The sequence below is a fragment of the Flavobacterium sp. MEB061 genome, assembly GCF_000834715.1.
Taxonomy (GTDB): domain Bacteria; phylum Bacteroidota; class Bacteroidia; order Flavobacteriales; family Flavobacteriaceae; genus Flavobacterium; species Flavobacterium pectinovorum.
In genome coordinates this window covers 81,942-103,425 of record NZ_JXQR01000007.1, presented here as the reverse complement: position 1 = coordinate 103,425, position 21,484 = coordinate 81,942, and the positions used below count along the sequence as shown (strand labels likewise).

Below are 21,484 nucleotides of genomic sequence, written 5' to 3'. Positions count from 1 at the left end.
GTGCGGTATTCGTTTTTGATTTTTTATACCTTTATATCATGGAAAAGAAAAATAATAATCCGTCAAAACTTTCTTCTATATCGCAGTTTCATAGTTTATTTAATCTGCCAAAACCATTACATCCAATGATTAGTCTGGTGGATAATACCAAACTGGTCATCAATGCTGAATTGACAAATAATGCCTTTTTGCTTGATTTCTATAAGATATCTTATAAATATTCGACCAACGGAAAAATGGGATACGGTCAGAGCTATTATGACTTTAATGAAGGCGGATTAATGTTTACATCGCCCAATCAATTGATTTTTACCGATAATGAAGAAGGAGCCGAATATTTCGGATTTACGCTGTTTTTTCATCCTGATTTTATTAGAAATTATCCTTTGGGAAAAAACATCAAAAAATACGGTTTCTTCTCTTATGATACCAATGAAGCGCTGCATCTTTCTGACAGTGAAAAAACAACTATTATAGGGTTATTAACAAGCATTGATAACGAACTTCATACCGCAATAGACGAAATGAGCCAGGATGTTATTGTTTCGTATATTGATGTTTTGCTTAATTACAGTAATCGCTTTTACAAACGTCAATTCATCACCCGAAAAACAATCAGTAGTGATTTATTAATTAAAGTAGAAGACACTCTCGATAATTATTTCAATAATGCCGAAACCTTAAAAAACGGATTACCAACAGTCGATTTTCTTGCTTCACAAATTAATGTTTCTACACATTACCTTAGCGACATGCTTCGCAATTTAACCGGGCAAAATGCACAGCAGCACATTCATTCCAAACTAATTGAAAAATCAAAGGATTTTCTGATTTCTACGAATCTTTCAGTGGCAGAAATTGCTTATCAATTGGGTTTTGAATATCCTCAATCGTTCAGTAAATTATTTAAAAAGAAAACCAGCCTGACACCTTTAGAATTTAAAAATTCACTGAACTAATCTTCAAAATTATCCTAAAAACTATTCTCGTCAAAAACATAGTTTTTATTTTAAAAAACATAAAATTTCACAAAAATACACTTCTTGGATGTCGTAGTATTTAGACATTTTATTGAGTCTAAATAGTGGCTTAAAAAACAGCTTAAAAGCATTCATAATTCATAAAAGCATCCATTTCAAAAAGAAATCAAAAATAACAATTATTACTATTTTTATTCATTTTGTTACATATTTTCAAATTAATTATTATATTTTATAGTGATTATAAGATAAATTTGCAAACTATTAAAACAAAGAGCAATTAACCAAAATTAAAGCTAAAAAAGAAAATCAAAATCAATTTCTAAATCATTTTTCTGCCAAAATTTAATACACAAAAGCCTATTCGCAATTTGTATTTTGCTTTGGGTATCGTATATAATGAAATATTGAAATTGACGCATTTGTATCTTTTTTTACTTTTGTTTTGCTATTTAATAAACAGGAATTGCTGTGATTATAGAAATTACAATTAAAAAAAATAAAAATGAGTAAGACATTATTTGACAAAGTATGGGATTCACATGTAGTGCGTAAAATTGAAGATGGACCAGATGTGTTTTTTATTGACCGCCATTTCATTCACGAAGTTACGAGTCCTGTTGCTTTTTTAGGATTAAAAGCAAGAGGTGTTAAGGTTCTTTACCCTGAGCGTACTTTTGCAACTGCAGATCACAATACACCAACCATAAACCAACATTTACCAGTTGAAGATGCGCTATCTGCAAATCAGCTTAAAGCGCTTGAGGATAATGCTGCCGAATACGGTATTTCGCACTGGGGATTAGGTCACATTAAAAATGGAATTGTACACGTAGTTGGTCCTGAAAACGGAATTACTTTGCCAGGTGCTACTATTGTATGTGGAGATTCTCACACGTCTACTCACGGAGCTTTTGGAGCGATTGCTTTTGGTATCGGAACTTCTGAGGTGGAAATGGTTCTTTCTACGCAATGTATTATGCAGCCAAAACCAAAGAAAATGCGTATTAACGTAAACGGTCAATTAAGCAAAGGTGTTGGTCCAAAAGACGTTGCACTTTATATTATTGCACAATTAACTACTTCTGGAGGAACCGGATATTTTGTTGAATACGCCGGAGATGTTTTCGAAAACATGTCTATGGAAGGCCGTATGACGGTTTGTAACTTAAGTATCGAAATGGGTGCCCGTGGTGGAATGATTGCTCCTGACCAAAAAACTTTTGATTTCCTTGAAGGAAGACTTTACGCTCCAAAAGGCGAAGCATGGACGAAAGCTGTTGAATATTGGAAAACTTTAAAAACTGATGCTGATGCTGTTTTTGATGCTGAATTAAACATCAACGCTTCAGACATTGAACCAATGATTACTTACGGTACTAACCCAGGAATGGGAATTGGTATCTCAAAACATATTCCTAACGCCAATCAGGTTGAAGGCGGTGAGGAAACTTACAAAAAGTCGCTTGCTTATATGGGCTTTCATGAAGATGATGTGATGATTGGAAAACCAATTGATTATGTTTTCTTAGGAAGTTGTACAAACGGTCGTATTGAAGATTTCAGGGCTTTCGCCGAAATTGTAAAAGGAAGAAAAAAAGCAGATAATGTTACCGCTTGGTTAGTTCCGGGTTCTCACGTTGTTGAAGCTCAGATTAAAGAAGAAGGTATTTTAGATATTTTGACAGAAGCTGGGTTCGTATTACGTCAACCGGGTTGTTCTGCTTGTTTGGCTATGAATGATGATAAAGTTCCTGCTGGAAAATATGCAGTAAGTACATCAAACAGAAACTTTGAAGGTCGTCAGGGTCCAGGTTCAAGAACGCTTTTAGCAAGCCCAATTATGGCTGCGGCTGCGGCTGTTACAGGAAAATTGACAGATCCGCGCGAGTTATTTTAGATTGGAGATTTTAGATTTTAGATTTCTTGTTGCGAGTGATCTTCATCTAAATTTCTTCAAATAAAAATTCATTTACATTATTTAATACAAAAATTTTAGCGGTTAGAAATTCATCTCAGAGAGAAAAATCTAAAATCTAAAATCCAAAAATCTAAAATTAAAATGGCATACGATAAATTTAATATACTTACCAGCAGCGCAGTGCCGTTGCCAATTGAGAACGTAGATACAGATCAAATCATCCCGGCACGTTTCTTAAAAGCTACAAAACGTGAAGGTTTTGGAGATAATCTTTTTAGAGACTGGAGATATAACGGAGATGATACTCCAAAAGCTGATTTCGTTTTAAACGATTCAACTTACAGCGGAAAAATCCTGGTTGGAGGAAAAAACTTTGGTTCAGGATCTTCTAGAGAACATGCTGCATGGGCTGTTTACGATTATGGTTTTAGAGCTGTAGTTTCTAGTTTCTTTGCTGATATCTTTAAAGGAAACTGTCTAAATATTGGTGTTTTGCCAGTTCAGGTTAGCCCTGAATTTGCTGATACTATTTTTAAAGCCATAGAAGCTGATCCTAAAACAGAATTGGAAATCAACTTGCCAAACCAAACGATTACTTTATTGGCAACTGGTCAGTCAGAATCTTTTGCAATTAACGGATACAAAAAGAATAATATGATTAATGGCTTTGATGACATTGATTATCTACAAAATATTAAAGAAGATATTGTGACTTTTGCCGATAAACTTCCTTACTAAAAAATCAGGTTCAGTCCTATGAGACCCGGCAGGTTTTTGAAATCTGTCGGGTCTTTATAAGTTAAACCAAAGCAACACAACTAAAATTACTTCTAAAGAAATTTAGAATATCAATATGGAAAAAAGAAAAATTGAAATAATGGATACGACGCTCCGTGATGGTGAACAAACCTCGGGAGTATCTTTTTCTGCTGCAGAAAAACTGACCATTGCACAATTGTTGTTGGAAGAATTAAATATTGATAGAATCGAAATTGCATCTGCCCGCGTGAGCGAAGGCGAATTTCAGGCCGTAAAAGGCATTACATCCTGGGCAACCGAGAGAGGCTATATTAATCGTATTGAGGTGCTTTCGTTTGTAGACGGAGGTGTTTCTATTGACTGGATGAAAAAAGCCGGAGCAAAGGTGCAGAATTTATTGACCAAAGGTTCAATGAATCACTTAACACATCAATTGAAAAAAACTCCGGAACAGCACTTTTCTGAAATTGCCCAAATCATTGCTTTAGCAAAAGAAAACGATATTGAAACCAATGTTTATCTGGAAGACTGGAGCAACGGAATGCGAAATTCTCCAGATTATGTTTTTCAATTTCTGGATTTTTTAGCAACACAACCTGTTAAAAGAATTTTACTTCCGGATACTTTAGGCGTTTTAATTCCTTCTTTAACTTTTGAATTTCTTTCAAAAATCAGAGTTAAATACCCGAATATTCATTTTGATTTTCATGCACATAACGATTACGATTTGAGTGTTGCCAATGTTATGGAAGCTATAAAAGCTGGAATAAACGGACTTCACGTTACCGTAAACGGAATGGGAGAAAGAGCCGGAAATGCGCCGCTCGAAAGTACGGTTGCTGTCATAAACGATTATCTGCCAGAGGTAAGCATCAACATCAAAGAAACTTCTCTTTATACGGTAAGCAAATTGGTAGAAACTTTTACAGGCTATAGAATTCCTGCAAACAAACCAATTGTTGGCGATAATGTTTTTACGCAAACTGCCGGAATTCATGCCGATGGTGACAATAAAAATAATTTATATTTTAATGATTTGCTTCCGGAACGTTTTGGAAGAAAAAGAAAATATGCTCTCGGAAAAACTTCTGGCAAAGCCAATATCGAAAAAAATCTTCAGGAATTAGGATTAAAATTAAATCAGGAAGATTTAAAATTGGTTACGCAAAGAATTATAGAATTAGGCGATAAAAAAGAAACCGTTACTAAAGAAGATTTGCCATACATTATTTCAGATGTTTTGGACAGTCATACTTATCAGGATAAAATTACAATTGAATCTTATGTATTAATGCATTCAAAAGGAATGCGTCCGTCTACAACTTTGCTGTTAAAAATTGACGACGAAATTATCGAAGAAAGTGCTCAGGGCGACGGTCAGTTTGATGCTTTTATGAATGCTTTGTCTAAAATTTACAAAAGTAAAAAACTAACGCTTCCAAAATTAATTGATTATGCAGTAAGAATTCCGCCCGGAAGTAGCTCTGACGCCTTATGCGAAACGATTATAACCTGGACAAACAACGGAAAAGAATTCAAAACCAGAGGATTAGATTCTGATCAAACAGTTGCTGCAATTATTGCAACTCAGAAAATGCTGAATGTAATAGCCTAAGGTGCTAAGTTGCTAAGATTCTAAGTTACTAAGATTTTTCTTTGTACTTATAGTCTTAAAAATTAGAACCTAAAAAAATAAATTAAGCCAATAAGAATAAAAACCTTAGTAACTTAGAATCTCAGAACCTTAGAATCTTAAATAACACATATAAAAAATGAAATTTAACATAGCCCTTTTAGCCGGAGACGGAATCGGACCAGAAGTAATTAATGAAGCGGTAAAAGTATCTGACGCTATTGCCGAAAAATTCAATCACGAAATAACATGGACACCAGCTTTAACCGGAGCTTGTGCAATCGATGCAGTTGGAGTTCCTTATCCTGATGAAACTCATGAAGTTTGTATGAAAGCCGATGCTGTTTTATTTGGAGCAATCGGACATCCAAAATACGATAACGATCCAAGTGCGCCAGTTCGTCCGGAGCAGGGATTATTGTTAATGCGTAAAAAATTAGGATTGTTTGCAAACGTTCGTCCAACTTTTACTTTTCCTTCTTTAATTGATAATTCTCCTTTAAAAAGAGAAAGAATTGAAGGAACTGATCTAGTTTTCTTAAGAGAATTAACAGGCGGAATTTACTTTGGAGAAAAAGGAAGAAGAGACGGCGGAGAAACTGCTTTTGACAATTGTGTTTACACAAGAGCCGAAGTGCAGCGCTTGGCTAAAAAAGGTTTTGAATTAGCCATGACAAGAAGCAAAAAATTGTGTTGCGTTGATAAAGCAAACGTTTTGGAAACTTCACGTTTATGGAGAGAAACAGTTCAGGCAATGGAAAAAGACTATCCTGAAGTTACGGTTTCATATGAATTTGTTGACGCTGTTGCAATGCGTTTGGTTCAATGGCCAAACTCTTATGATGTATTGATTACTGAAAATTTATTTGGAGATATTTTAACTGACGAAGCTTCTGTGATTTCGGGTTCAATGGGATTAATGCCTTCTGCGTCTGTTGGAGAACACACTTCATTATACGAACCAATCCACGGATCTTATCCACAAGCAACAGGATTAAATATTGCAAATCCGTTGGCAACTATTTTATCTGCAGCAATGATGTTCGAAGATGCTTTTGGTTTAAAAGACGAAGCCGAAGCGATAAGAGCAGTTGTAAATAAATCACTAGAACAAGGAATTGTTACAGAAGATTTAGCACCAAAAGGATCAAAAGCTTACAAAACCAGCGAAGTTGGAGATTGGCTTGTAGAAAATCTATAGATTATTTGTTTCAGGTTTTATTTTGTTTCAAGTTTCAGGTTATTGGAACGTGAAACAAAATAAACTTGAAACAAATTTCACCGCATAAAAAAAAGGGATCAACTTTCGTTGATCCCTTTTATATATTTAGAAAAAAATATTAATATCCTCCTCTGTTACCACCACGGTCATTTCCACCACGGCTGTTTCCTCCACCATAACCTCCGCGTGAATCTCCACCACGACTGTTATTGTTGAAGCTTCTTCTTTCACCTTCAGGTTTCGGTTCAGATTTATTAACCACAATTGCACGACCTTGAACAGTAGCTCCGTTCAATTCATCAATTGCTTTTTGAGCTTCAGCATCGTTTGGCATCTCAACAAAACCAAAACCTTTGCTTCTTCCTGTAAATTTATCAGTAATGATCTTAACTGAATCTACTGCTCCGTAAGCCTCGAAAGACTCTCTTAAATCTGCTTCCTCAATACTGAATGGAAGACTTCCAACAAAAATGTTCATATGTACTTATTTATAATAATGTAGCAAATGTAGTCTTATTTTTCTCTAATCTACTATATATTAGTTTATTTATGTTTTTATTTTGATTTTAAAAAGCAGAATTCAATAAAAATGGCTACTGATTATTAAAATGTTAATTAGCATTAAAATTAGGAACTAACAGAAACAGGCACTTTATAAAAAACCCCTTCAGAAAAATTGATCTGTGTTTTTTCAGTGTTTTCGGCATTAGTATTTACTGCGGTAAATTTAAATGTTCCTGAAATAGTGTTATTTTCAGTATTATACTCAGTAATCACAATCTGGCCATTTCCTATATTAGTACCTGTGGTAAACTCTTCTGTTTGTGTTGAAAGAGTATTAGAATAAGATGCTTTGGAAATATCATTTTTGCCAAGAGTATAGGTTTGCGGTGATAGAGAATTAGTTTGCAATGTTACTTTTTCAAATCCTAAATATCCTTCTATAATTAAATTACCTGTCGTTGTTGTATATGCTTTATAGTCTTGGGCTCTCCAAAAAACATTATCTTTTAAGGTTTGAAATGCCGGATTATTGAATTTCACATCTTCGGTACAAGAGGTGATCATAAAAATTAATGAAAACAAATAAAGGTACTTTTTCATAGAAATGAATTTATAAGACAAAAATATTGCATTGGATATAAATATTTTAAAAACCTCATTAAATACAACAAAAAATTAAGGAAATTTACTTTAACATATTTAATACTCTTTCGAACGCACAATTCAGAAAAAAATTATATCTTTGCGCCCTTAATTAACAGAGGTCGAGTACCTCAAAATTTAATCATACGATTATGTCAGTAAAAATTAGATTACAAAGACACGGTAAAAAAGGAAAACCTTTTTACTGGGTTGTAGCTGCAGATGCACGCTCAAAAAGAGATGGTAAATACTTAGAGAAAATCGGTACTTACAATCCAAACACTAACCCGGCAACTATCGACTTAAACCTTGATAGTGCAGTTAAATGGTTACACAATGGTGCACAACCAACTGATACTGCAAGAGCAATTCTTTCTTACAAAGGTGCTTTATTGAAACACCACCTTGATGGAGGTATTCGTAAAGGTGCTTTAACTCAAGAGCAAGCTGATGCTAAATTATCTGCTTGGTTAGATGCTAAAGCTGGAAAAGTTGATGCTAAAAAAGACGGTTTAACAAAAGCGCAAGCTGATGCTAAAGCTAAAGCTTTTAAAGCAGAGCAAGAAGTTAATGCTAAACGTTTAGCTGCTGCAGCTCAGGCTGAAGCTGATGCTATCGCTGCTGAAACTCCTGCAGTTGAAGAAGAAGTTGCTGAAGTTGAAGCAGAAGCTACAACTGAAGAAGCTCCTGCTGCTGAAGAAAATAACGAAACAACTGAAGCATAATTTTAGCTAGCGAGAATGCGTAAAGAAGAATGTTTTTATTTAGGTAAAATCGCTAAAAAATTTAGTTTCAAAGGTGAAGTTCTGGCTTATTTAGATACGGACGAACCTGAGTTATACGAAAATCTGGAATCAGTGTTTATTGAATGCAATAAACATCTGGTTCCTTTTTTTATTGAAAAAAGTTCATTGCATAAAAACGACTTTCTAAGAATTCGTTTTGAAGACATGAATACAGAAGAAGATGCAGATGCCATTATGGGAAATGCTATTTATCTTCCTTTAAGTATGTTGCCAAAACTTTCCGGCAACAAATTTTATTTCCACGAAGTTATTGGTTTCGAAATTGAAGACCAGCGTTTAGGCGTTTTTGGAAAAATTGCTGCCGTAAACGATACTACAGCCCAACCTCTTTTTGAAGTTTTAAATGGAGAAGTAGAAATGCTAATTCCGATGATTGATCATTTTCTTGTAAAAATTGATCGCGAGAATAAAAAGGTTATTATGAATTTACCTGAAGGTCTTGTTGAAATGTACCTTTAATAAGAAATTCCAATTTTTTAAATTCCAAATTCCAACCTTGAAAGGAAAATTTTATTTTCAATTAAAATGAAAGAAAAAACTTTCAAAATATAAAGTATTCAAACTATCTTTGAACTCTATATATTGGAATTTATACTATGACTAAACCTTACGATTTAGAGGAAAGAACTTTTTTATTTGCAAAAGAGTGTCGAGCATACATTAGAACTTTATCTAAAACAACATCAAATATTGAAGATGGAAAACAATTAATAAGATCTTCAGGCTCTGTTGGGGCGAACTATATTGAAGCGAACGAAAAGCTCGGAGACAAAGATTTAATATTTAGACTTAAAATATCCCGAAAAGAAGCCAAAGAATCCAAATTTTGGCTACGATTACTTCATGAATTAAATCCAGACCAAAAAACACTTTCAGATTCCTTATTATTTGAAGTAGAAGAATTACGAAAAATTTTATCTGTAATAATCACTAAAACTTCAAAATAATTATTGAGATTTTAATCTTACTTTTGCAATTCAAAAACACATAGTTTTACTCCTTTTGCAATTGGAATTTGGAATTTCTTTTTTTGGAATTTTGCCTTTTCAGAGTTGGAATTTGGAATTTAAAAAATTGGAATTTAATATTATGTTTTCATTCAAGCAATTTTCTATCGAACAAGACAAAACCGCTATGAAAGTCGGAACAGATGGCGTTTTACTAGGTTCTTGGACTCCAATTCATCACAATCCATTTAGTGTTTTAGATATTGGTGCAGGAACCGGGATAATTGCTTTAATGCTTGCTCAGCGCACTTCTGCTGAACAAATTGATGCTCTTGAAATTGATGAAGAAGCTTACGAACAAGCCGTTGATAATTTTGAAAACTCGCCTTGGGGAGATCGTTTATTTTGTTTTCATGCAGGTTTGGACGAATTTATCGAAGAACCGGAAGACGAATATGATTTGATTGTTTCAAATCCTCCTTTTTATGCCGAAGATTACAAAACAGAAAATGAGCAACGAGATTTGGCACGTTTTCAGGACGCAATGCCTTTTGAGGAACTAATTGAAGCTGCTGATTTATTACTTTCTGAAAATGGAATTTTTGCTTTAATCATTCCATTCAAAGAAGAAAAAAACTTTATTGCTTTAGCCAAAGAATCTGAATTATATCCTGTTAAAATTACCCGTGTAAAAGGAACTCCAACTTCTGAAATCAAACGTAGTTTATTAGCTTTTAGCCGAAATGAAACTTCAGAAATTGAAATCGATGAATTAATTATCGAAATCAACAGGCATGTTTATACTCCTGAATATATTGAACTTACTAAGGATTTTTATTTGAAGATGTAAGCAATTTTTTCAAAGTTTTGAACTTTGAAAAAGATTAAACATGTCTTATTATTTACCACTTTTCGCGAAAAACATTGCTCTCTCCAAAATCTCATCTTTTCCTTGTTGAATTCCTAAAATAGTAGGTTTTACTTCAATATCCGGAACAATCCCAATTCTTTGTGTTTCTTTTTTATTTGGGTAAAAAACGCCGTAACAAGTAAACGATGTAGAAAATCCTTTAATGATAGGAAATCTATAATTTGCACCATCGGCACCACCGGTCTGGCTTCCTATTAAAGTTACATTCGGAGCTGTTTTTAAACTCATAGCCGTGAATTCAGCATGGCTAACGGCTTTTTCATCTATTAAAACAATAACTTTCCCTTTATAATAATCCGGATTATTTTTTCCGCATGCCTCCCCTTCATTTCTCCAAAAGTATCGTCCCGGATAGCTAACATCGGGATCAAGAAATCTGGCGAACTTTTTTTGTTGAGGATTTAGCCAGTCTGAAATTGCAAACATGACATCATGGGGACTTGTTCTATCATCAAAAATAACTGCATTTGTATTCTTAAGTTCTACTATTAAATTTGGAACATCTTCTGCATCAAGAGCATCAAAATCAACATATCCAATATTACCTTCCAAAATTTTCCACTTTTCTTTTTGTAGAAACTGAATTTTTAAATCCTGGTATTTATAACGATTTACAGCTTTTACCTGTGTTTTTCCATCTCTAACAAATTCAATTTCGAAAGAAGGTGATTTTCCATTAAAAATGGCCCAGTAAGCGTTTTTCAATATTGAAGGATTATTTGATCCTTCAATATATTTCCAATTTTCTTTTAGAATTTCAGCAATTGTTTTTCCTTCAACTTTTGTAATTACATCACCAATTCTTATATCACTGATTTTTGCCAATGAGTCATTTTTCAGATCAACAACAATTGCTTTATCATCAATAATTTTAACATCTGCGGGAATAAATTTATCTCCAAAATATTCAAATAATTGAGGCATTTGTGTTGAAGCATGAGTGTCATTCAGCTTTATAGAAATTTCACGCATCGCTAAGACAAAATCTTTTTCAGATTCAGGAGCAAAAAATCTGGGCAGCATTTCAACCAATACTTTATCCCAATTTTCATCCATTTGATATTTGTAAGGAAAAAAATATTCTATATAATTCCAATATCTAAATAGTGCTAAAAGACGTAAATTTTTATCAGTCCATTTAAAATCAGTATATTTTACTTCATTATTAAACTGTAAAGGCATTCCGCCATTATGAACAAAATCTACATAATACTGTTTACCTTGAATTCTGTTTTCTTCTATAAATTTTAATTTTTTAGAAAGTGATTTAGAAAACAAATCATTTTTGTTTATCCACGACAAATCAAAGTTTTTGTCAAAATACTCTCTTTTTGAATTTATTACTTCATATATTTTCACTTCCCCTAATGAAGCAATCCAATTCTCTATCACTAAAGAAAATGCTTCTGCAGAGTTTGCTTCTTCTACTTTGGGCAAAATCTGAAACAATTGATCATCCCAATTTTTGCTTCCATCAGCAACATTTGGATGATAATATTTTAGAAATCCCCAAATTTTTGCAGTTGTAGCTAATTTTTGAGTTTCGCTGACAGGCTTTGAAAAGGAATATTGGCATAATAGAAAAAAAACAATCAATAGAATCTTTTTCATATGAAAAATTGGTTTGGTTAGTCAATAGTTTGGGGAAATAATTCTACACCTGCTCGAAAATACTTTTAAACTGATACAGTATTCTTTCGAGTAATCGTAAATCTTCGGTTACAATTTCTGCGCTTCCTTTCATTTCCTGTTGAAACACAATTTGTTTCTTATAAGAGGTTTTTAAACCGTTTGGAAGGGCAACATCCAATAATAAATTTCCGTCTTTATCCGGAACCAGCGAAATATTCTGAATTTTGCCATACAATACACCAAATTCCCTATCTGGAAAATTTGCCAGACGGATATTTACTTTCTGCCCTACTTTTATTTTTCCTGAATTCAGAGCCGGAGCTTTTACTTTTCCGACAAAACCATTTTTAGCGTCGGGAATTATCGAAAACACATTATCGCCTGTATTTATAGTTTGATTTTCTGTCCAAACCTGCAAAAAAGTAACAACACCGCTAACCGATGATTTCAAGGTATAATTAAGTTCCCAGTCTTTTATTACTTTTTTGAGCTGATAGAAAGACTGCGCCATACCGCGTTCCAGATTAACTTCTTCTTTAGTGCTGTTTATATGAGAACTCTGGCTCGATTTTGTATTATCGATCAAAGCAGATCTTAATTGAGAAATAGACGTTAAAAGGCTCTTATAACTCTTTTGAGCCTGCAGATAACCTAATTTTTTGGCCTCCATTTCCTGTGCCGAAATAATTCCTTTATTGAATAAAGTTTCAAAACGTGCAATTTCATTTTTTTGAAGCTGCAACTCGCTTTCATTTAATATTTTTTGCTGCTGCAGAATATCCAATCTTTCTTTTATCTGAATTTTTTCAGAAATCTGCGCTCTGTTCTCTACTTCATATGGATGTAAATTTTTATTTAATTGCTGCGCCTGATAATCTTTTTGAAAAACAGCATAAGCGCTTTCAATTTCTCCTAACTGTGTGTTTTTTAGTAAAGCAAATGGAAATTCTTTTTTTGAATCGTTGATATTATATTCATCAACTATTTTTTTCAATAAAAACACATTTTTATAATTGGCTGTATTTTCGATAATGGCAAGTGTTGTATTTTTTTCTACTATCGATTTATCTTTAACCAAAATCGCTTCAATTCGCCCCGAAGTTTTTGAGACTATTTTTTCTGGTGGAATATTGGTTGTAATTACAATTTCGGTATTTACAACATCCGGATATTTAATAAACCAGGACACAAAAAACAACATGAAAAGTATCACGAATATCAAAACTGTTCCCCAACGTATCATCCAATGTGGTACTTTGGTGAGAATGTCCTGAACTTCTTCACTTCTTAATTCAAATGTATCTTCTGCCATGATTAATTTCCTAATTGCAATTGATTTCTAACCAACTCAAAATAATTTCCTTTTTGTTCTACTAAAGCCGAATGTGAACCAATTTCAATGATTTTTCCTTTGTCTAAAACCACAATTTGATCTGCGTTCATAACCGTACTTAATCGGTGCGCAATAACAACTACGGTTTTATCTTTAAAAAAGATATCAAGTTTTTGCATAATTTCTCTTTCATTATTGGCATCCAAAGCCGAAGTTGCTTCATCAAAAAACAAGATTTCAGGGTTTTTATAAACGGCTCTGGCAATCAGTAATCGCTGTTTTTGCCCGGTGCTCATACCTAAACCTTCAGAACCAATTTTTGTATTATAACCCAGTGGTAAACCGCTTACATATTCTTTTATATTGGCTACGTCTGCAGCATAAACCAATCTTTCTTTATCGACTTTATCTACTCCAATAGCAATATTATTGGCTATGGTATCACTAAAAATAAAGCCTTCCTGCATTACGGCTCCAATATTAGATCGCCATGCCTTTTGAGAAATATTTTTTAATTGTGTGTTTCCAATATTGACTTCCCCCGTATTAGGCTCATAAAATTTGAGTAATAATTTCATGAGTGTTGTTTTTCCGCTTCCGCTAACGCCAACTATTGCGGTGACTTTATTGGCCGGGATTACCAAACTTAAATTCTCCAATACCGGAATATCAGATCCTAAATATCGGAACGAAAGGTTTTTTATATCAATATCAGCATCATAAGGAACATCACTTGTTTGATTTGTTTCTTGCTGGATTTCATCTTCCTTTTCATGGATTTCAGATAATCTCGCTAGTGATATTTTGGCATCCTGAAGTTCTCTGACAAATTCAATAAGCTGCGTAATTGGCCCGTTTAAACTTCCAACAATCGAGCTGATGGCCAGCATCATCCCAAGGGTAATTGAACCATCTATAACTAATTTTGCAGATAAAAAAATGATGAAAATATTTTTCAATTCATTGATCACAGAAGATCCAATGGTTTGTGTTTGTTCTAAAACCAATCCTTTAATCGAAACCCTGAAAAGTCTTGCCTGTACATACTCCCACCCCCAACGTTTTTGTTTTTCGGCATTGTGCAGCTTAATTTCCTGCATTCCGTTAATAAGTTCCATTACTTTGCTTTGCTCTTGAGAAACTTCGGCAAAACGTTTATAATCCAGCACTTCTCTTCTTTTTAAGAATAAAGTAATCCATCCAAAATAAAGAATACTTCCGGCAAAAAACACAAAGAAAATCTGGAGATTAAAGTAAGCCAAAACACCTCCCATTACAAACATATTAATTACAGAGAATAATACATTTAAGGATGATGTCGTCAGAATTCGTTCAATTCGTCGATGATCATTGATACGCTGCATGATATCGCCCGTCATACGTACATCGAAAAATGAGATTGGAAGATTCATCAGTTTAATGAAAAAATCCGATATTAATGAAATGTTTATTCGGGTAGAAAGATGGAGTAAAATCCAGCTTCTAATGAGTTCTAAACCTGTTCTTCCGGCAAAAAGAAATAACTGCGCAAAAAGGATCAAATAAATAAAATGAATATTCTGGTTTTGTATCCCAATATCAACAATACTTTGGGTTAAAAACGGAAAAATAAGCTGTAATAAACTGCTGGCCAATAAACCGATACTTAATTGGACCAAAAATGATTTGTAGCGCAAAACATATTGTGCCAATAATCCAAATCCTAGCCCTTTATTTTCTTCTTTATCAAATTCTGATTGAAAAAATTTCGGAGTTGCTTCCACCAGTAATGCGATTCCTTCCTGAGTTGATTCATCTGCATTATTTCCTATCCAAAATTTAAGGAAGTCTTTTTCATTATATTCTATCAATCCAAAACCCGGATCAGAAACATAATATTTCCCTTTTTTAATTTTATAAAGAACCACATAATGGTTTTTATTCCAATGCAAAACACAAGGCAATGGAGCTTCTTCCAGCCTTTTTACATTTAGTTTTACTCCCAAAGTTCTAAAACCAATTTTCTCGGCAGCATCGCTCAGAAAAAGCAAATTACTTCCTTCACGAGTTGTTTCGCTACTATCGCGTAACTCCTGAATATGGATTGTTTTGCCGTAATGCTTTGCTATTATTTTTAGACATGTAGGGCCACAATCTTTATAATCTGCTTGTTTGTAATTGGTGAATTTTTTCAATTATAAATTTGGTTTATTTAAAGCAATATTATACAAAAATTCTTAAAAAAAGAAAAATAATGATCTGAAATGTATTAAATCACAATTTCAATTTTAATCAAATTTACTAATTTCAAAAAAAATATAATTGTTTATATATCAGAATATTATATGAATAAAAAACAAAAAAACCTTGTTAACTAAATAACAAAGTTTTTATTCTTACACTTAAAATATTTATTCTTTTAAATATTTATGATTCTAATGGGCAATTGTGGTCAATAACACCTCCACAACCTTCACCTTCTGTAGCTATCCCTGCAAAAGTACCATCAGGACAATAACAAGCTATGGGACCACCTCCTCCTGTTATACTTTTTTGTTCATTTTTACTTAAAACTTCAACACCTTTTAAATCTTTTAGGTTTTTCATAATTAGGTTTTTTTGATTTTGATTAGTACTTCAATCCTTTTAAGACAGTTGAAGTTTCTGTCTGTTTTTTTATTCTACAGATTAATTTATCTCAAAAAAAAACAGAGAGAAATAATCCTCTCTGTTCTTTATCTAAAAAAGTGTAAAATTTAAGTAATACAATTTTCTCTAGGATATGGCACTGGTTAGCCCTAACCAATTAAAACCAACTCAGTGGCCACCTTTCCTGAGAATCCCGACACCAATCATCAATGTGGGGATATTTGCTCAATGTTCCACGATCGAGCGCCTACAAATTAAAAAAAACATGACTAAATTCTAATAAGGCTTTATCGTTATTACTTGTTTATTGTATTGTTTAATAAAACTAGCAACAAAGTCTGTTTGATTCGCAAATACCTGACTCCATATCCAAAGGACAATTTTCGCCAACCGACATTAGTAAACATCCTGCTTCAATTGCATAAACCCAGCATTCCGGAATTCCTCCCTTCATTGATTTTTGCTCCATTTTGGTTATTTTTTGAGCACTTTCCAAGTTTAAAATTTTCTTTAACATGATTTTATTTTAAATTATTCTATTCCCGGAGGCGCTGGTGGCAAAGGAAAAGGGTAACCACAATTTCCGGTGCTGCCTTCTGTTATCCCAGGGACTGATCCATTTGGACATAATGAATAGCAATATGCATTAACATTTTTATTTCCAATGTAACAAAAGCAGGCACAATTAGCTGGCTGAACAGGTAATCCTCCAAAAATGTTCTTTTGCTCTATTGTACTTAACCTTTGAACTCCTTCCAGATTTATAATATTTTTTAACATAACACTATAGTTTATATTATTATCATTAATTACGATCCACATGGTGGTCCAAAAACATTACAAACTCCGCCTGTCCAATTTATCTCAAGAGGAAAATAAGCTCGACATTCAACATAAGTCTTTAAACCTACAGAATTCCATGCATCACATTGTAAGTTGTTATTAGGCTCTGAACCTCCTTTAATCGATTTTTTTTCTCCAGTAGTTAATTCCTGAACGCCAACTAAGCTTAAAAGTCTTTTCTTCATGATTAAAGGTTATTAGATTCGTTAAATTTTTTTATTATTTTAACAAGCAGTAGTACCAATTGGTACACAAAGCCAAAAAGAAGGCACCGTTCCAAACTCTGTACATCTTTTTGCTACAAAACCTTCTTCGCAAACAGGTGCATTACCACCAGTAATTGATTTTTGCTCATTAGCACTTAATTCTTTAGCTCCTTTAAGGTTTAAAATGTTTTTTAGCATGATATTTAGGTTTTTATTGTTACTTGTTTTTTGTTTAACCTCAAATGATTCTTTAATCTATACCTCCACAGCAACATCCTCCGCTAGTAGCATTAGGAAAATCTGCGGGGCAGGCAGTATTGCCTTTTCGAACACAAATTCCAGCAAAAATTGCATCAGCACATTCTTTTGTTATTCCACCATTAATACTTTTTTGCTCCATTTTTGTAAGCTCATAAGCTCCTTCTAGTTTTAAAATCTTTTTTAGCATAACAATAGTTTTTTGTTTGGATAAATATCTTCAATCAGTTTTAAGACATTTGAAGCTCTGTCTATCCATACCAATGGATATTGTTAGGGGCTAAGCTATTTTTTCTAAAACTTCTACTTCTTCAACAAAATCGTTTAAGAAATATTTTAGTTCACTCAATTCGTATTGTTCTGGATATATTTTTTCATTTACAATTTTAACTGGCGTATAATTAAAATTGTTTTTTGAACACCATTCATATTGTTTTTGTATTTCCTGATTGATCATCATACTAACTGGTTCGGTATGCCATTTTTTCAACCATTTTTTAAGCTCCATTTTTTTTATATGCCAATCTGAAATTGCTTCCACAATTTTGCCGGGAGTTGCTCTATTTATTGTTAAAAGCCTTTCGACAACAATTTTATATGGATTCTCAGCATTTTCGGGATTAACATTAAATAATATATTTAAAAATATTCTGTCCGGAAATTTCAAAACCAAATCAAATGCCTCCTGAAATGTTTTATGACAATGTCCACAACTAGGGCTTAAAACTATCGAAAGTTTAACTCCGGCATTTCTGTTTCCAAAATTCAAACCTCTTAAGTCTTCTAATCCATTTACATTAGGTATTTTTTTAGATAAGAAATTCAATAATGAATAATTTCTTTTAAATTTTTTAAGCTCTTTTACATTGTTATCGCTATTCAATACATTCCTTACAACAGGTTTTATTAATAACCAGGCTGATGTTAAAAGAACCAATGCAAATAAAAACGGAAATATACTAGTCAAACTAAAACTTAGTGTAAACCAATCTGAGGAAAACCAAATAATACTTTGCGAAAAAATCAGAAATGAAACAACCAAACACATTACACACCATTTTTGAATTTCAAATTTTTGTATCCAAATTGAGGTTACAATAATAGGTATCGCCAATAAACTTAAAAAACCTATAAAAATTGTCGAATCTAAAGGTCTCAACAAAATAGCAAGGAAAGATGAACCAAAGAAAATCAAAGGTAAATCTGAAAAATTAATCCATTTATTAGTATTGCTATCAAAATTAATAACTGAACTGCAAGATGTATTAGTGGTTAAATTGCAAAACTTTGAAATAATATTGGTTTTAAAACCTAATTTTTCCTGAACAATAAAAACACTAACGATCAATCCTAAAAGTGAAGTGATCAAAAATACAAGACTAAATACACTATAAGTATTGTAGAAAAATGAAAATCCAAATAAAATCAATAAAGGCATAAAGTATTTTACATCTTTATATTCACTTCTAAAGTTATCTCTTGCTACAACATTATTAGGTTCAATTGCAACGATTACACCATTCCAGTCCAAAAGGAAATTATCGTATGATATTTTTTGACCTGTTTTTTTATTTGTATCAATTCGAACAAATTCTTTTGTTCTTTCAACCAAAGTCAGTTCATCTTTAAAATAAGCCAAAAAATTAGATGGTAAATTTTCGATTTGTTCTTTCGAAACTCTTACAGCAGCATTCTCCACAGACAACAAATCTAACGAGTCTGTTATCGCAAATAAGCTTGGATAGTTTGGATGAGAAAGAAACAAATCTTTGAACTCATTTTTCACCTCCGAATACTTATTAATTTGAAGAAATTTCTGTACTAATTTTAACATCGTTTTGTGCCTTTTAAATCGTAATGACAATGCAAATATTGTTGTTTTTATTGGAAAAAAATCACCGAAGGCACACATTTTATTAATTATACTACATACAATTTATAAATTATATCAGTCAGAATAAATCTACCAAAGCATTGTATATCAAATAATTATACTAAATTTATGTTCATAAAATTCTCCAAAAGTCCATTTTCGATTAAGGGTTTTGCTTTTTGCCTAGTTTTGAAATATCAATAACCATAACACGTAAAAACATGACACGTACGACATTAAAATTAGAAGATTTTGCAGTAGAGAAATTGACAAAAAAACAGCAAAAAACCGTTCAAGGAGGAGATGAACCAGCTATTGTTGATCCAACAAAAGGTGGAACTATTGGTAATGGTGGAAATCCATAATACTTACAAAAAAAAATACCTAAAAACATACAAAACAACCCTAATAACATAATAAATCATGACAAATAAAAAATCAAAATTCGAAGATTTTAGAACTGAAAAAATATCTAAAAATCAACAAAAAGCAGTTCGAGGCGGCGACGGTGAGGACGTAGATCCAACAAAAATAAAAGGTTTGGATGGAAATCCTTAATTGAAAAAAATTAAATATTATTCGCAAACTGAGCTGGAGATACTCCAGTTCTTTTGCGAAATGATTTGGCAAAAGACACTGCGTTTTTAAAACCTACACTTTCTGCAATAGCCTGAGTAGAGTATTTACGATACATGTGATTTGTAATCATTTCATTGATTACGTAATTAATTTTAAGTTCATTTGAGTATTCTCCAAAAGATTTACCAAATCGTTTATTTACAACATAGGATAAATAAGTAGTATTGGTTTTAATTTTTTTAGCAACATACGATAAAGTAAAATCGGGATTTAAATACTCCAATTTATTCTCAAGTGCCAACAATTTTTCGACTATTTTGTTTTCTTTGGCTTCGTCAATACTCAAATTGACATTTTCTTTTTTAAAGAGAACATCTTCTATTTCAGGCTCATACACTTCATTTTGAGCAATTATTTGATTTTCTTTCTTTTCTAAATTGGCTTTAAATTCTTCAATTAAAGCATTCATTTTCTTATGCGCTTTGTTTTTATCCCTTATGTTTTTTATCAATAAAAACACAATTCCTATTACCAATAAAACGTAAAATACTCTTAATGCTTTGTTTAATAGTACTTCATTTTCAAACTTTTCCTGAATACCAACCATTTCATCGCTCAAATCTACAGTGCCAAGTTTGTAATTAACTTCTAAAGCCTCATTATTTAACTTTGCTTCTGATTTTTCGTAGTTGTCAAGATAAATTTTAGAATATTTATAAGCTAATTCAGGTTCTTTCTTTATATTATAAATTTTAGCTAAATAGTAATTTGCCTTTAAAAAATTTTCGTCTTTAATATTGTCGGCCTGAGCAATGGAATCCACCCGATTTAAAAAAACGAGTGCTTTATCATACTTTTTTGTTTCGTAATATAAATTGCCAAGATTATAATTGGCAAATGTTATTCCTCTACTAATATTGTTTTGTTTGGCAATGAATATAATGTCGTAATAGGTTTTTTCAGCATTTTTAAAATCTCCTTTCAAATTGTAAACATTACCCAAACTTGCTTTAGCAGCTATTTTATTAAGTGGAATATTCTTTGAGTATGAAATTGTTTTTTTGTAAAAATAAGCAGCAGAATCTAACAAATATTTTTTGTTTTGATTTTTCATATAACTGCTTTCGTACGAACCTCCTAAAGTAATATTATTATTACTTTTTATAGTATTGAATTGTTCTTTTGAATAAAGATTTTCATTTTGATCGACTACAATATCAAGTTGTCGTAAATTTTTAATCGCCAACTGGTAATTACCAACAGCTTCATTAACAAAAGCAATATTACCTTTAAACTTTACAATCTGAATAATATCATCCAGCTCCATGGAGAGTTTCATTCCTTGCTGATAATTTTCAAGTGCTCTGCTATAGTTACCTCTCCTGTACTCTGTTAATCCCCCGTAATTATATAAATAAGATTTAAGACGCGTTTTGTCTCTGGATTCAGGCATTTTATCCAAATATTTAAATGCCAAAAGATATCTTTCTTTAGATTTTACTGTATTATCTTTGAGTTGAAATAAATAAGAAAGTGAAGCATTAGCAAAAGCCAAATGCTTATTATTATTAGACTTTTCCATTCTATATGCATATATAAAAGAGCTGTCTACGTTTCTGTTTGTATTGAGCCGAATTTTATCCTGCAAGAGCAAATATTCCTGTTCTGTTAATTCCTTCTTTTGTTGGGCAAAAGAAGTATTGAGAACAAGAAAAAGTAAAAAAGAGATGATCAGCCTCATTTATTATGTTTTTGGAATTCAAAAATAGTGCATATATTTTCAATAA

Annotated in this window: 24 protein-coding genes; 11 read left to right on the top strand and 13 right to left on the bottom strand. The window is 32.3% G+C overall.

Features of this window, described 5'->3' with window-relative positions:
• Positions 1-38: 38 nt before the first annotated feature.
• The 5 genes from RT99_RS03335 (at position 39) to leuB (ending at position 6,494) form a co-directional block, all read left to right on the top strand.
• Complete coding sequence (locus RT99_RS03335) at positions 39-959, top strand: AraC family transcriptional regulator (protein ID WP_042563318.1); 921 nt, start codon at positions 39-41, stop codon at positions 957-959.
• A 526-nt stretch (positions 960-1,485) separates the two neighbouring features.
• Positions 1,486-2,880, top strand: a complete 1,395-nt coding sequence (leuC, locus tag RT99_RS03330; protein ID WP_042563317.1) for a 3-isopropylmalate dehydratase large subunit — start codon at positions 1,486-1,488, stop codon at positions 2,878-2,880.
• A 162-nt stretch (positions 2,881-3,042) separates the two neighbouring features.
• On the top strand, positions 3,043-3,639 hold the full coding sequence (gene leuD / locus RT99_RS03325) for a 3-isopropylmalate dehydratase small subunit (protein WP_042563316.1): 597 nt from the start codon (positions 3,043-3,045) through the stop codon (positions 3,637-3,639).
• Between the two features lie 115 nt (positions 3,640-3,754).
• A complete protein-coding gene (locus tag RT99_RS03320) occupies positions 3,755-5,275 on the top strand; it encodes an alpha-isopropylmalate synthase regulatory domain-containing protein (protein ID WP_042563315.1) in 1,521 nt (506 codons plus the stop codon).
• A 157-nt stretch (positions 5,276-5,432) separates the two neighbouring features.
• Positions 5,433-6,494, top strand: a complete 1,062-nt coding sequence (gene leuB, locus RT99_RS03315; RefSeq protein ID WP_042563314.1) for a 3-isopropylmalate dehydrogenase — start codon at positions 5,433-5,435, stop codon at positions 6,492-6,494.
• 139 nt (positions 6,495-6,633) lie between these two features.
• Here the strand turns inward: leuB and RT99_RS03310 are convergent, their stop codons facing one another.
• Complete coding sequence (locus RT99_RS03310) at positions 6,634-6,993, bottom strand: RNA-binding protein (protein ID WP_026982652.1); 360 nt, start codon at positions 6,991-6,993, stop codon at positions 6,634-6,636.
• A 149-nt stretch (positions 6,994-7,142) separates the two neighbouring features.
• Positions 7,143-7,619, bottom strand: coding sequence for a DUF6252 family protein (locus RT99_RS03305; protein WP_042563313.1), 477 nt, complete (start codon positions 7,617-7,619; stop codon positions 7,143-7,145).
• Positions 7,620-7,813: 194 nt separating this feature from the next.
• Here RT99_RS03305 and RT99_RS03300 point away from each other — a divergent pair, with 194 nt between their 5' ends.
• From RT99_RS03300 to RT99_RS03285, 4 genes are all read left to right on the top strand, one after another.
• The gene (locus RT99_RS03300; protein ID WP_042563312.1) at positions 7,814-8,386 is read left to right on the top strand and encodes a 30S ribosomal protein S16; all 573 of its coding nucleotides are present in this window, start codon (positions 7,814-7,816) and stop codon (positions 8,384-8,386) included.
• Positions 8,387-8,401: 15 nt separating this feature from the next.
• On the top strand, positions 8,402-8,926 hold the full coding sequence (gene rimM, locus RT99_RS03295; protein ID WP_042563311.1) for a ribosome maturation factor RimM: 525 nt from the start codon (positions 8,402-8,404) through the stop codon (positions 8,924-8,926).
• 137 nt (positions 8,927-9,063) lie between these two features.
• On the top strand, positions 9,064-9,414 hold the full coding sequence (locus RT99_RS03290) for a four helix bundle protein (RefSeq protein WP_042563310.1): 351 nt from the start codon (positions 9,064-9,066) through the stop codon (positions 9,412-9,414).
• A 142-nt stretch (positions 9,415-9,556) separates the two neighbouring features.
• Entirely contained in the window at positions 9,557-10,264 is a 708-nt protein-coding gene (locus RT99_RS03285; protein WP_042563412.1) for a tRNA1(Val) (adenine(37)-N6)-methyltransferase, read from the top strand.
• Between the two features lie 48 nt (positions 10,265-10,312).
• Here the strand turns inward: RT99_RS03285 and RT99_RS03280 are convergent, their stop codons facing one another.
• From RT99_RS03280 to RT99_RS03235, 10 genes are all read right to left on the bottom strand, one after another.
• Entirely contained in the window at positions 10,313-11,956 is a 1,644-nt protein-coding gene (locus tag RT99_RS03280; RefSeq protein ID WP_042563309.1) for a S41 family peptidase, read from the bottom strand.
• 43 nt (positions 11,957-11,999) lie between these two features.
• Positions 12,000-13,289: an HlyD family secretion protein gene (locus RT99_RS03275; protein WP_042563308.1), complete on the bottom strand. Its 1,290-nt coding sequence runs from the start codon at positions 13,287-13,289 to the stop codon at positions 12,000-12,002.
• Positions 13,290-13,291: 2 nt separating this feature from the next.
• The gene (locus RT99_RS03270) at positions 13,292-15,484 is read right to left on the bottom strand and encodes a peptidase domain-containing ABC transporter (protein WP_042563307.1); all 2,193 of its coding nucleotides are present in this window, start codon (positions 15,482-15,484) and stop codon (positions 13,292-13,294) included.
• 232 nt (positions 15,485-15,716) lie between these two features.
• Positions 15,717-15,896: a hypothetical protein gene (locus RT99_RS03265; protein ID WP_042563306.1), complete on the bottom strand. Its 180-nt coding sequence runs from the start codon at positions 15,894-15,896 to the stop codon at positions 15,717-15,719.
• A 367-nt stretch (positions 15,897-16,263) separates the two neighbouring features.
• Complete coding sequence (locus RT99_RS03260; RefSeq protein ID WP_042563305.1) at positions 16,264-16,455, bottom strand: hypothetical protein; 192 nt, start codon at positions 16,453-16,455, stop codon at positions 16,264-16,266.
• A gap of 14 nt (positions 16,456-16,469) precedes the next feature.
• On the bottom strand, positions 16,470-16,718 hold the full coding sequence (locus RT99_RS03255; RefSeq protein WP_131494893.1) for a hypothetical protein: 249 nt from the start codon (positions 16,716-16,718) through the stop codon (positions 16,470-16,472).
• Between the two features lie 29 nt (positions 16,719-16,747).
• The gene (locus RT99_RS03250; RefSeq protein WP_042563303.1) at positions 16,748-16,966 is read right to left on the bottom strand and encodes a hypothetical protein; all 219 of its coding nucleotides are present in this window, start codon (positions 16,964-16,966) and stop codon (positions 16,748-16,750) included.
• A gap of 39 nt (positions 16,967-17,005) precedes the next feature.
• Positions 17,006-17,185: a hypothetical protein gene (locus tag RT99_RS03245; RefSeq protein ID WP_042563302.1), complete on the bottom strand. Its 180-nt coding sequence runs from the start codon at positions 17,183-17,185 to the stop codon at positions 17,006-17,008.
• Between the two features lie 52 nt (positions 17,186-17,237).
• Positions 17,238-17,435, bottom strand: coding sequence for a hypothetical protein (locus RT99_RS03240; protein WP_042563301.1), 198 nt, complete (start codon positions 17,433-17,435; stop codon positions 17,238-17,240).
• Positions 17,436-17,525: 90 nt separating this feature from the next.
• The gene (locus RT99_RS03235) at positions 17,526-19,079 is read right to left on the bottom strand and encodes a vitamin K epoxide reductase family protein (RefSeq protein ID WP_042563300.1); all 1,554 of its coding nucleotides are present in this window, start codon (positions 19,077-19,079) and stop codon (positions 17,526-17,528) included.
• A 260-nt stretch (positions 19,080-19,339) separates the two neighbouring features.
• On the opposite strand from RT99_RS03235, the gene RT99_RS25105 reads away from it, so the two are divergent.
• Complete coding sequence (locus tag RT99_RS25105; protein WP_117614791.1) at positions 19,340-19,483, top strand: rSAM-modified peptide; 144 nt, start codon at positions 19,340-19,342, stop codon at positions 19,481-19,483.
• 58 nt (positions 19,484-19,541) lie between these two features.
• Positions 19,542-19,676: an rSAM-modified peptide gene (locus tag RT99_RS25100; RefSeq protein ID WP_117614790.1), complete on the top strand. Its 135-nt coding sequence runs from the start codon at positions 19,542-19,544 to the stop codon at positions 19,674-19,676.
• Between the two features lie 10 nt (positions 19,677-19,686).
• On the opposite strand, the gene RT99_RS25900 is transcribed toward RT99_RS25100, so the two are convergent.
• Positions 19,687-20,094, bottom strand: a complete 408-nt coding sequence (locus tag RT99_RS25900; protein WP_371197935.1) for a helix-turn-helix domain-containing protein — start codon at positions 20,092-20,094, stop codon at positions 19,687-19,689.
• Between the last annotated feature and the right edge of the window lie 1,390 nt (positions 20,095-21,484).

What these genes read in the sequence shown, in the direction of transcription:
- RT99_RS03310 (WP_026982652.1), bottom strand. Translation starts at nt 6,993, where the DNA reads ATGAACATTTTTGTTGGAAGTCTTCCATTCAGTATTGAGGAAGCAGAT.
- RT99_RS03250 (WP_042563303.1), bottom strand. Translation starts at nt 16,966, where the DNA reads ATGAAGAAAAGACTTTTAAGCTTAGTTGGCGTTCAGGAATTAACTACT.
- RT99_RS03290 (WP_042563310.1), top strand. Translation starts at nt 9,064, where the DNA reads ATGACTAAACCTTACGATTTAGAGGAAAGAACTTTTTTATTTGCAAAA.
- RT99_RS03275 (WP_042563308.1), bottom strand. Translation starts at nt 13,289, where the DNA reads ATGGCAGAAGATACATTTGAATTAAGAAGTGAAGAAGTTCAGGACATT.
- RT99_RS03245 (WP_042563302.1), bottom strand. Translation starts at nt 17,185, where the DNA reads ATGCTAAAAAACATTTTAAACCTTAAAGGAGCTAAAGAATTAAGTGCT.
- RT99_RS25100 (WP_117614790.1), top strand. Translation starts at nt 19,542, where the DNA reads ATGACAAATAAAAAATCAAAATTCGAAGATTTTAGAACTGAAAAAATA.
- RT99_RS03300 (WP_042563312.1), top strand. Translation starts at nt 7,814, where the DNA reads ATGTCAGTAAAAATTAGATTACAAAGACACGGTAAAAAAGGAAAACCT.
- RT99_RS03265 (WP_042563306.1), bottom strand. Translation starts at nt 15,896, where the DNA reads ATGAAAAACCTAAAAGATTTAAAAGGTGTTGAAGTTTTAAGTAAAAAT.
- RT99_RS03320 (WP_042563315.1), top strand. Translation starts at nt 3,755, where the DNA reads ATGGAAAAAAGAAAAATTGAAATAATGGATACGACGCTCCGTGATGGT.
- leuB (WP_042563314.1), top strand. Translation starts at nt 5,433, where the DNA reads ATGAAATTTAACATAGCCCTTTTAGCCGGAGACGGAATCGGACCAGAA.
- RT99_RS03235 (WP_042563300.1), bottom strand. Translation starts at nt 19,079, where the DNA reads ATGTTAAAATTAGTACAGAAATTTCTTCAAATTAATAAGTATTCGGAG.
- RT99_RS03255 (WP_131494893.1), bottom strand. Translation starts at nt 16,718, where the DNA reads ATGTTAAAAAATATTATAAATCTGGAAGGAGTTCAAAGGTTAAGTACA.
- leuD (WP_042563316.1), top strand. Translation starts at nt 3,043, where the DNA reads ATGGCATACGATAAATTTAATATACTTACCAGCAGCGCAGTGCCGTTG.
- leuC (WP_042563317.1), top strand. Translation starts at nt 1,486, where the DNA reads ATGAGTAAGACATTATTTGACAAAGTATGGGATTCACATGTAGTGCGT.
- RT99_RS03305 (WP_042563313.1), bottom strand. Translation starts at nt 7,619, where the DNA reads ATGAAAAAGTACCTTTATTTGTTTTCATTAATTTTTATGATCACCTCT.
- RT99_RS03335 (WP_042563318.1), top strand. Translation starts at nt 39, where the DNA reads ATGGAAAAGAAAAATAATAATCCGTCAAAACTTTCTTCTATATCGCAG.
- RT99_RS03285 (WP_042563412.1), top strand. Translation starts at nt 9,557, where the DNA reads ATGTTTTCATTCAAGCAATTTTCTATCGAACAAGACAAAACCGCTATG.
- RT99_RS03240 (WP_042563301.1), bottom strand. Translation starts at nt 17,435, where the DNA reads ATGCTAAAAAAGATTTTAAAACTAGAAGGAGCTTATGAGCTTACAAAA.
- RT99_RS03280 (WP_042563309.1), bottom strand. Translation starts at nt 11,956, where the DNA reads ATGAAAAAGATTCTATTGATTGTTTTTTTTCTATTATGCCAATATTCC.
- RT99_RS25105 (WP_117614791.1), top strand. Translation starts at nt 19,340, where the DNA reads ATGACACGTACGACATTAAAATTAGAAGATTTTGCAGTAGAGAAATTG.
- RT99_RS03260 (WP_042563305.1), bottom strand. Translation starts at nt 16,455, where the DNA reads ATGTTAAAGAAAATTTTAAACTTGGAAAGTGCTCAAAAAATAACCAAA.
- rimM (WP_042563311.1), top strand. Translation starts at nt 8,402, where the DNA reads ATGCGTAAAGAAGAATGTTTTTATTTAGGTAAAATCGCTAAAAAATTT.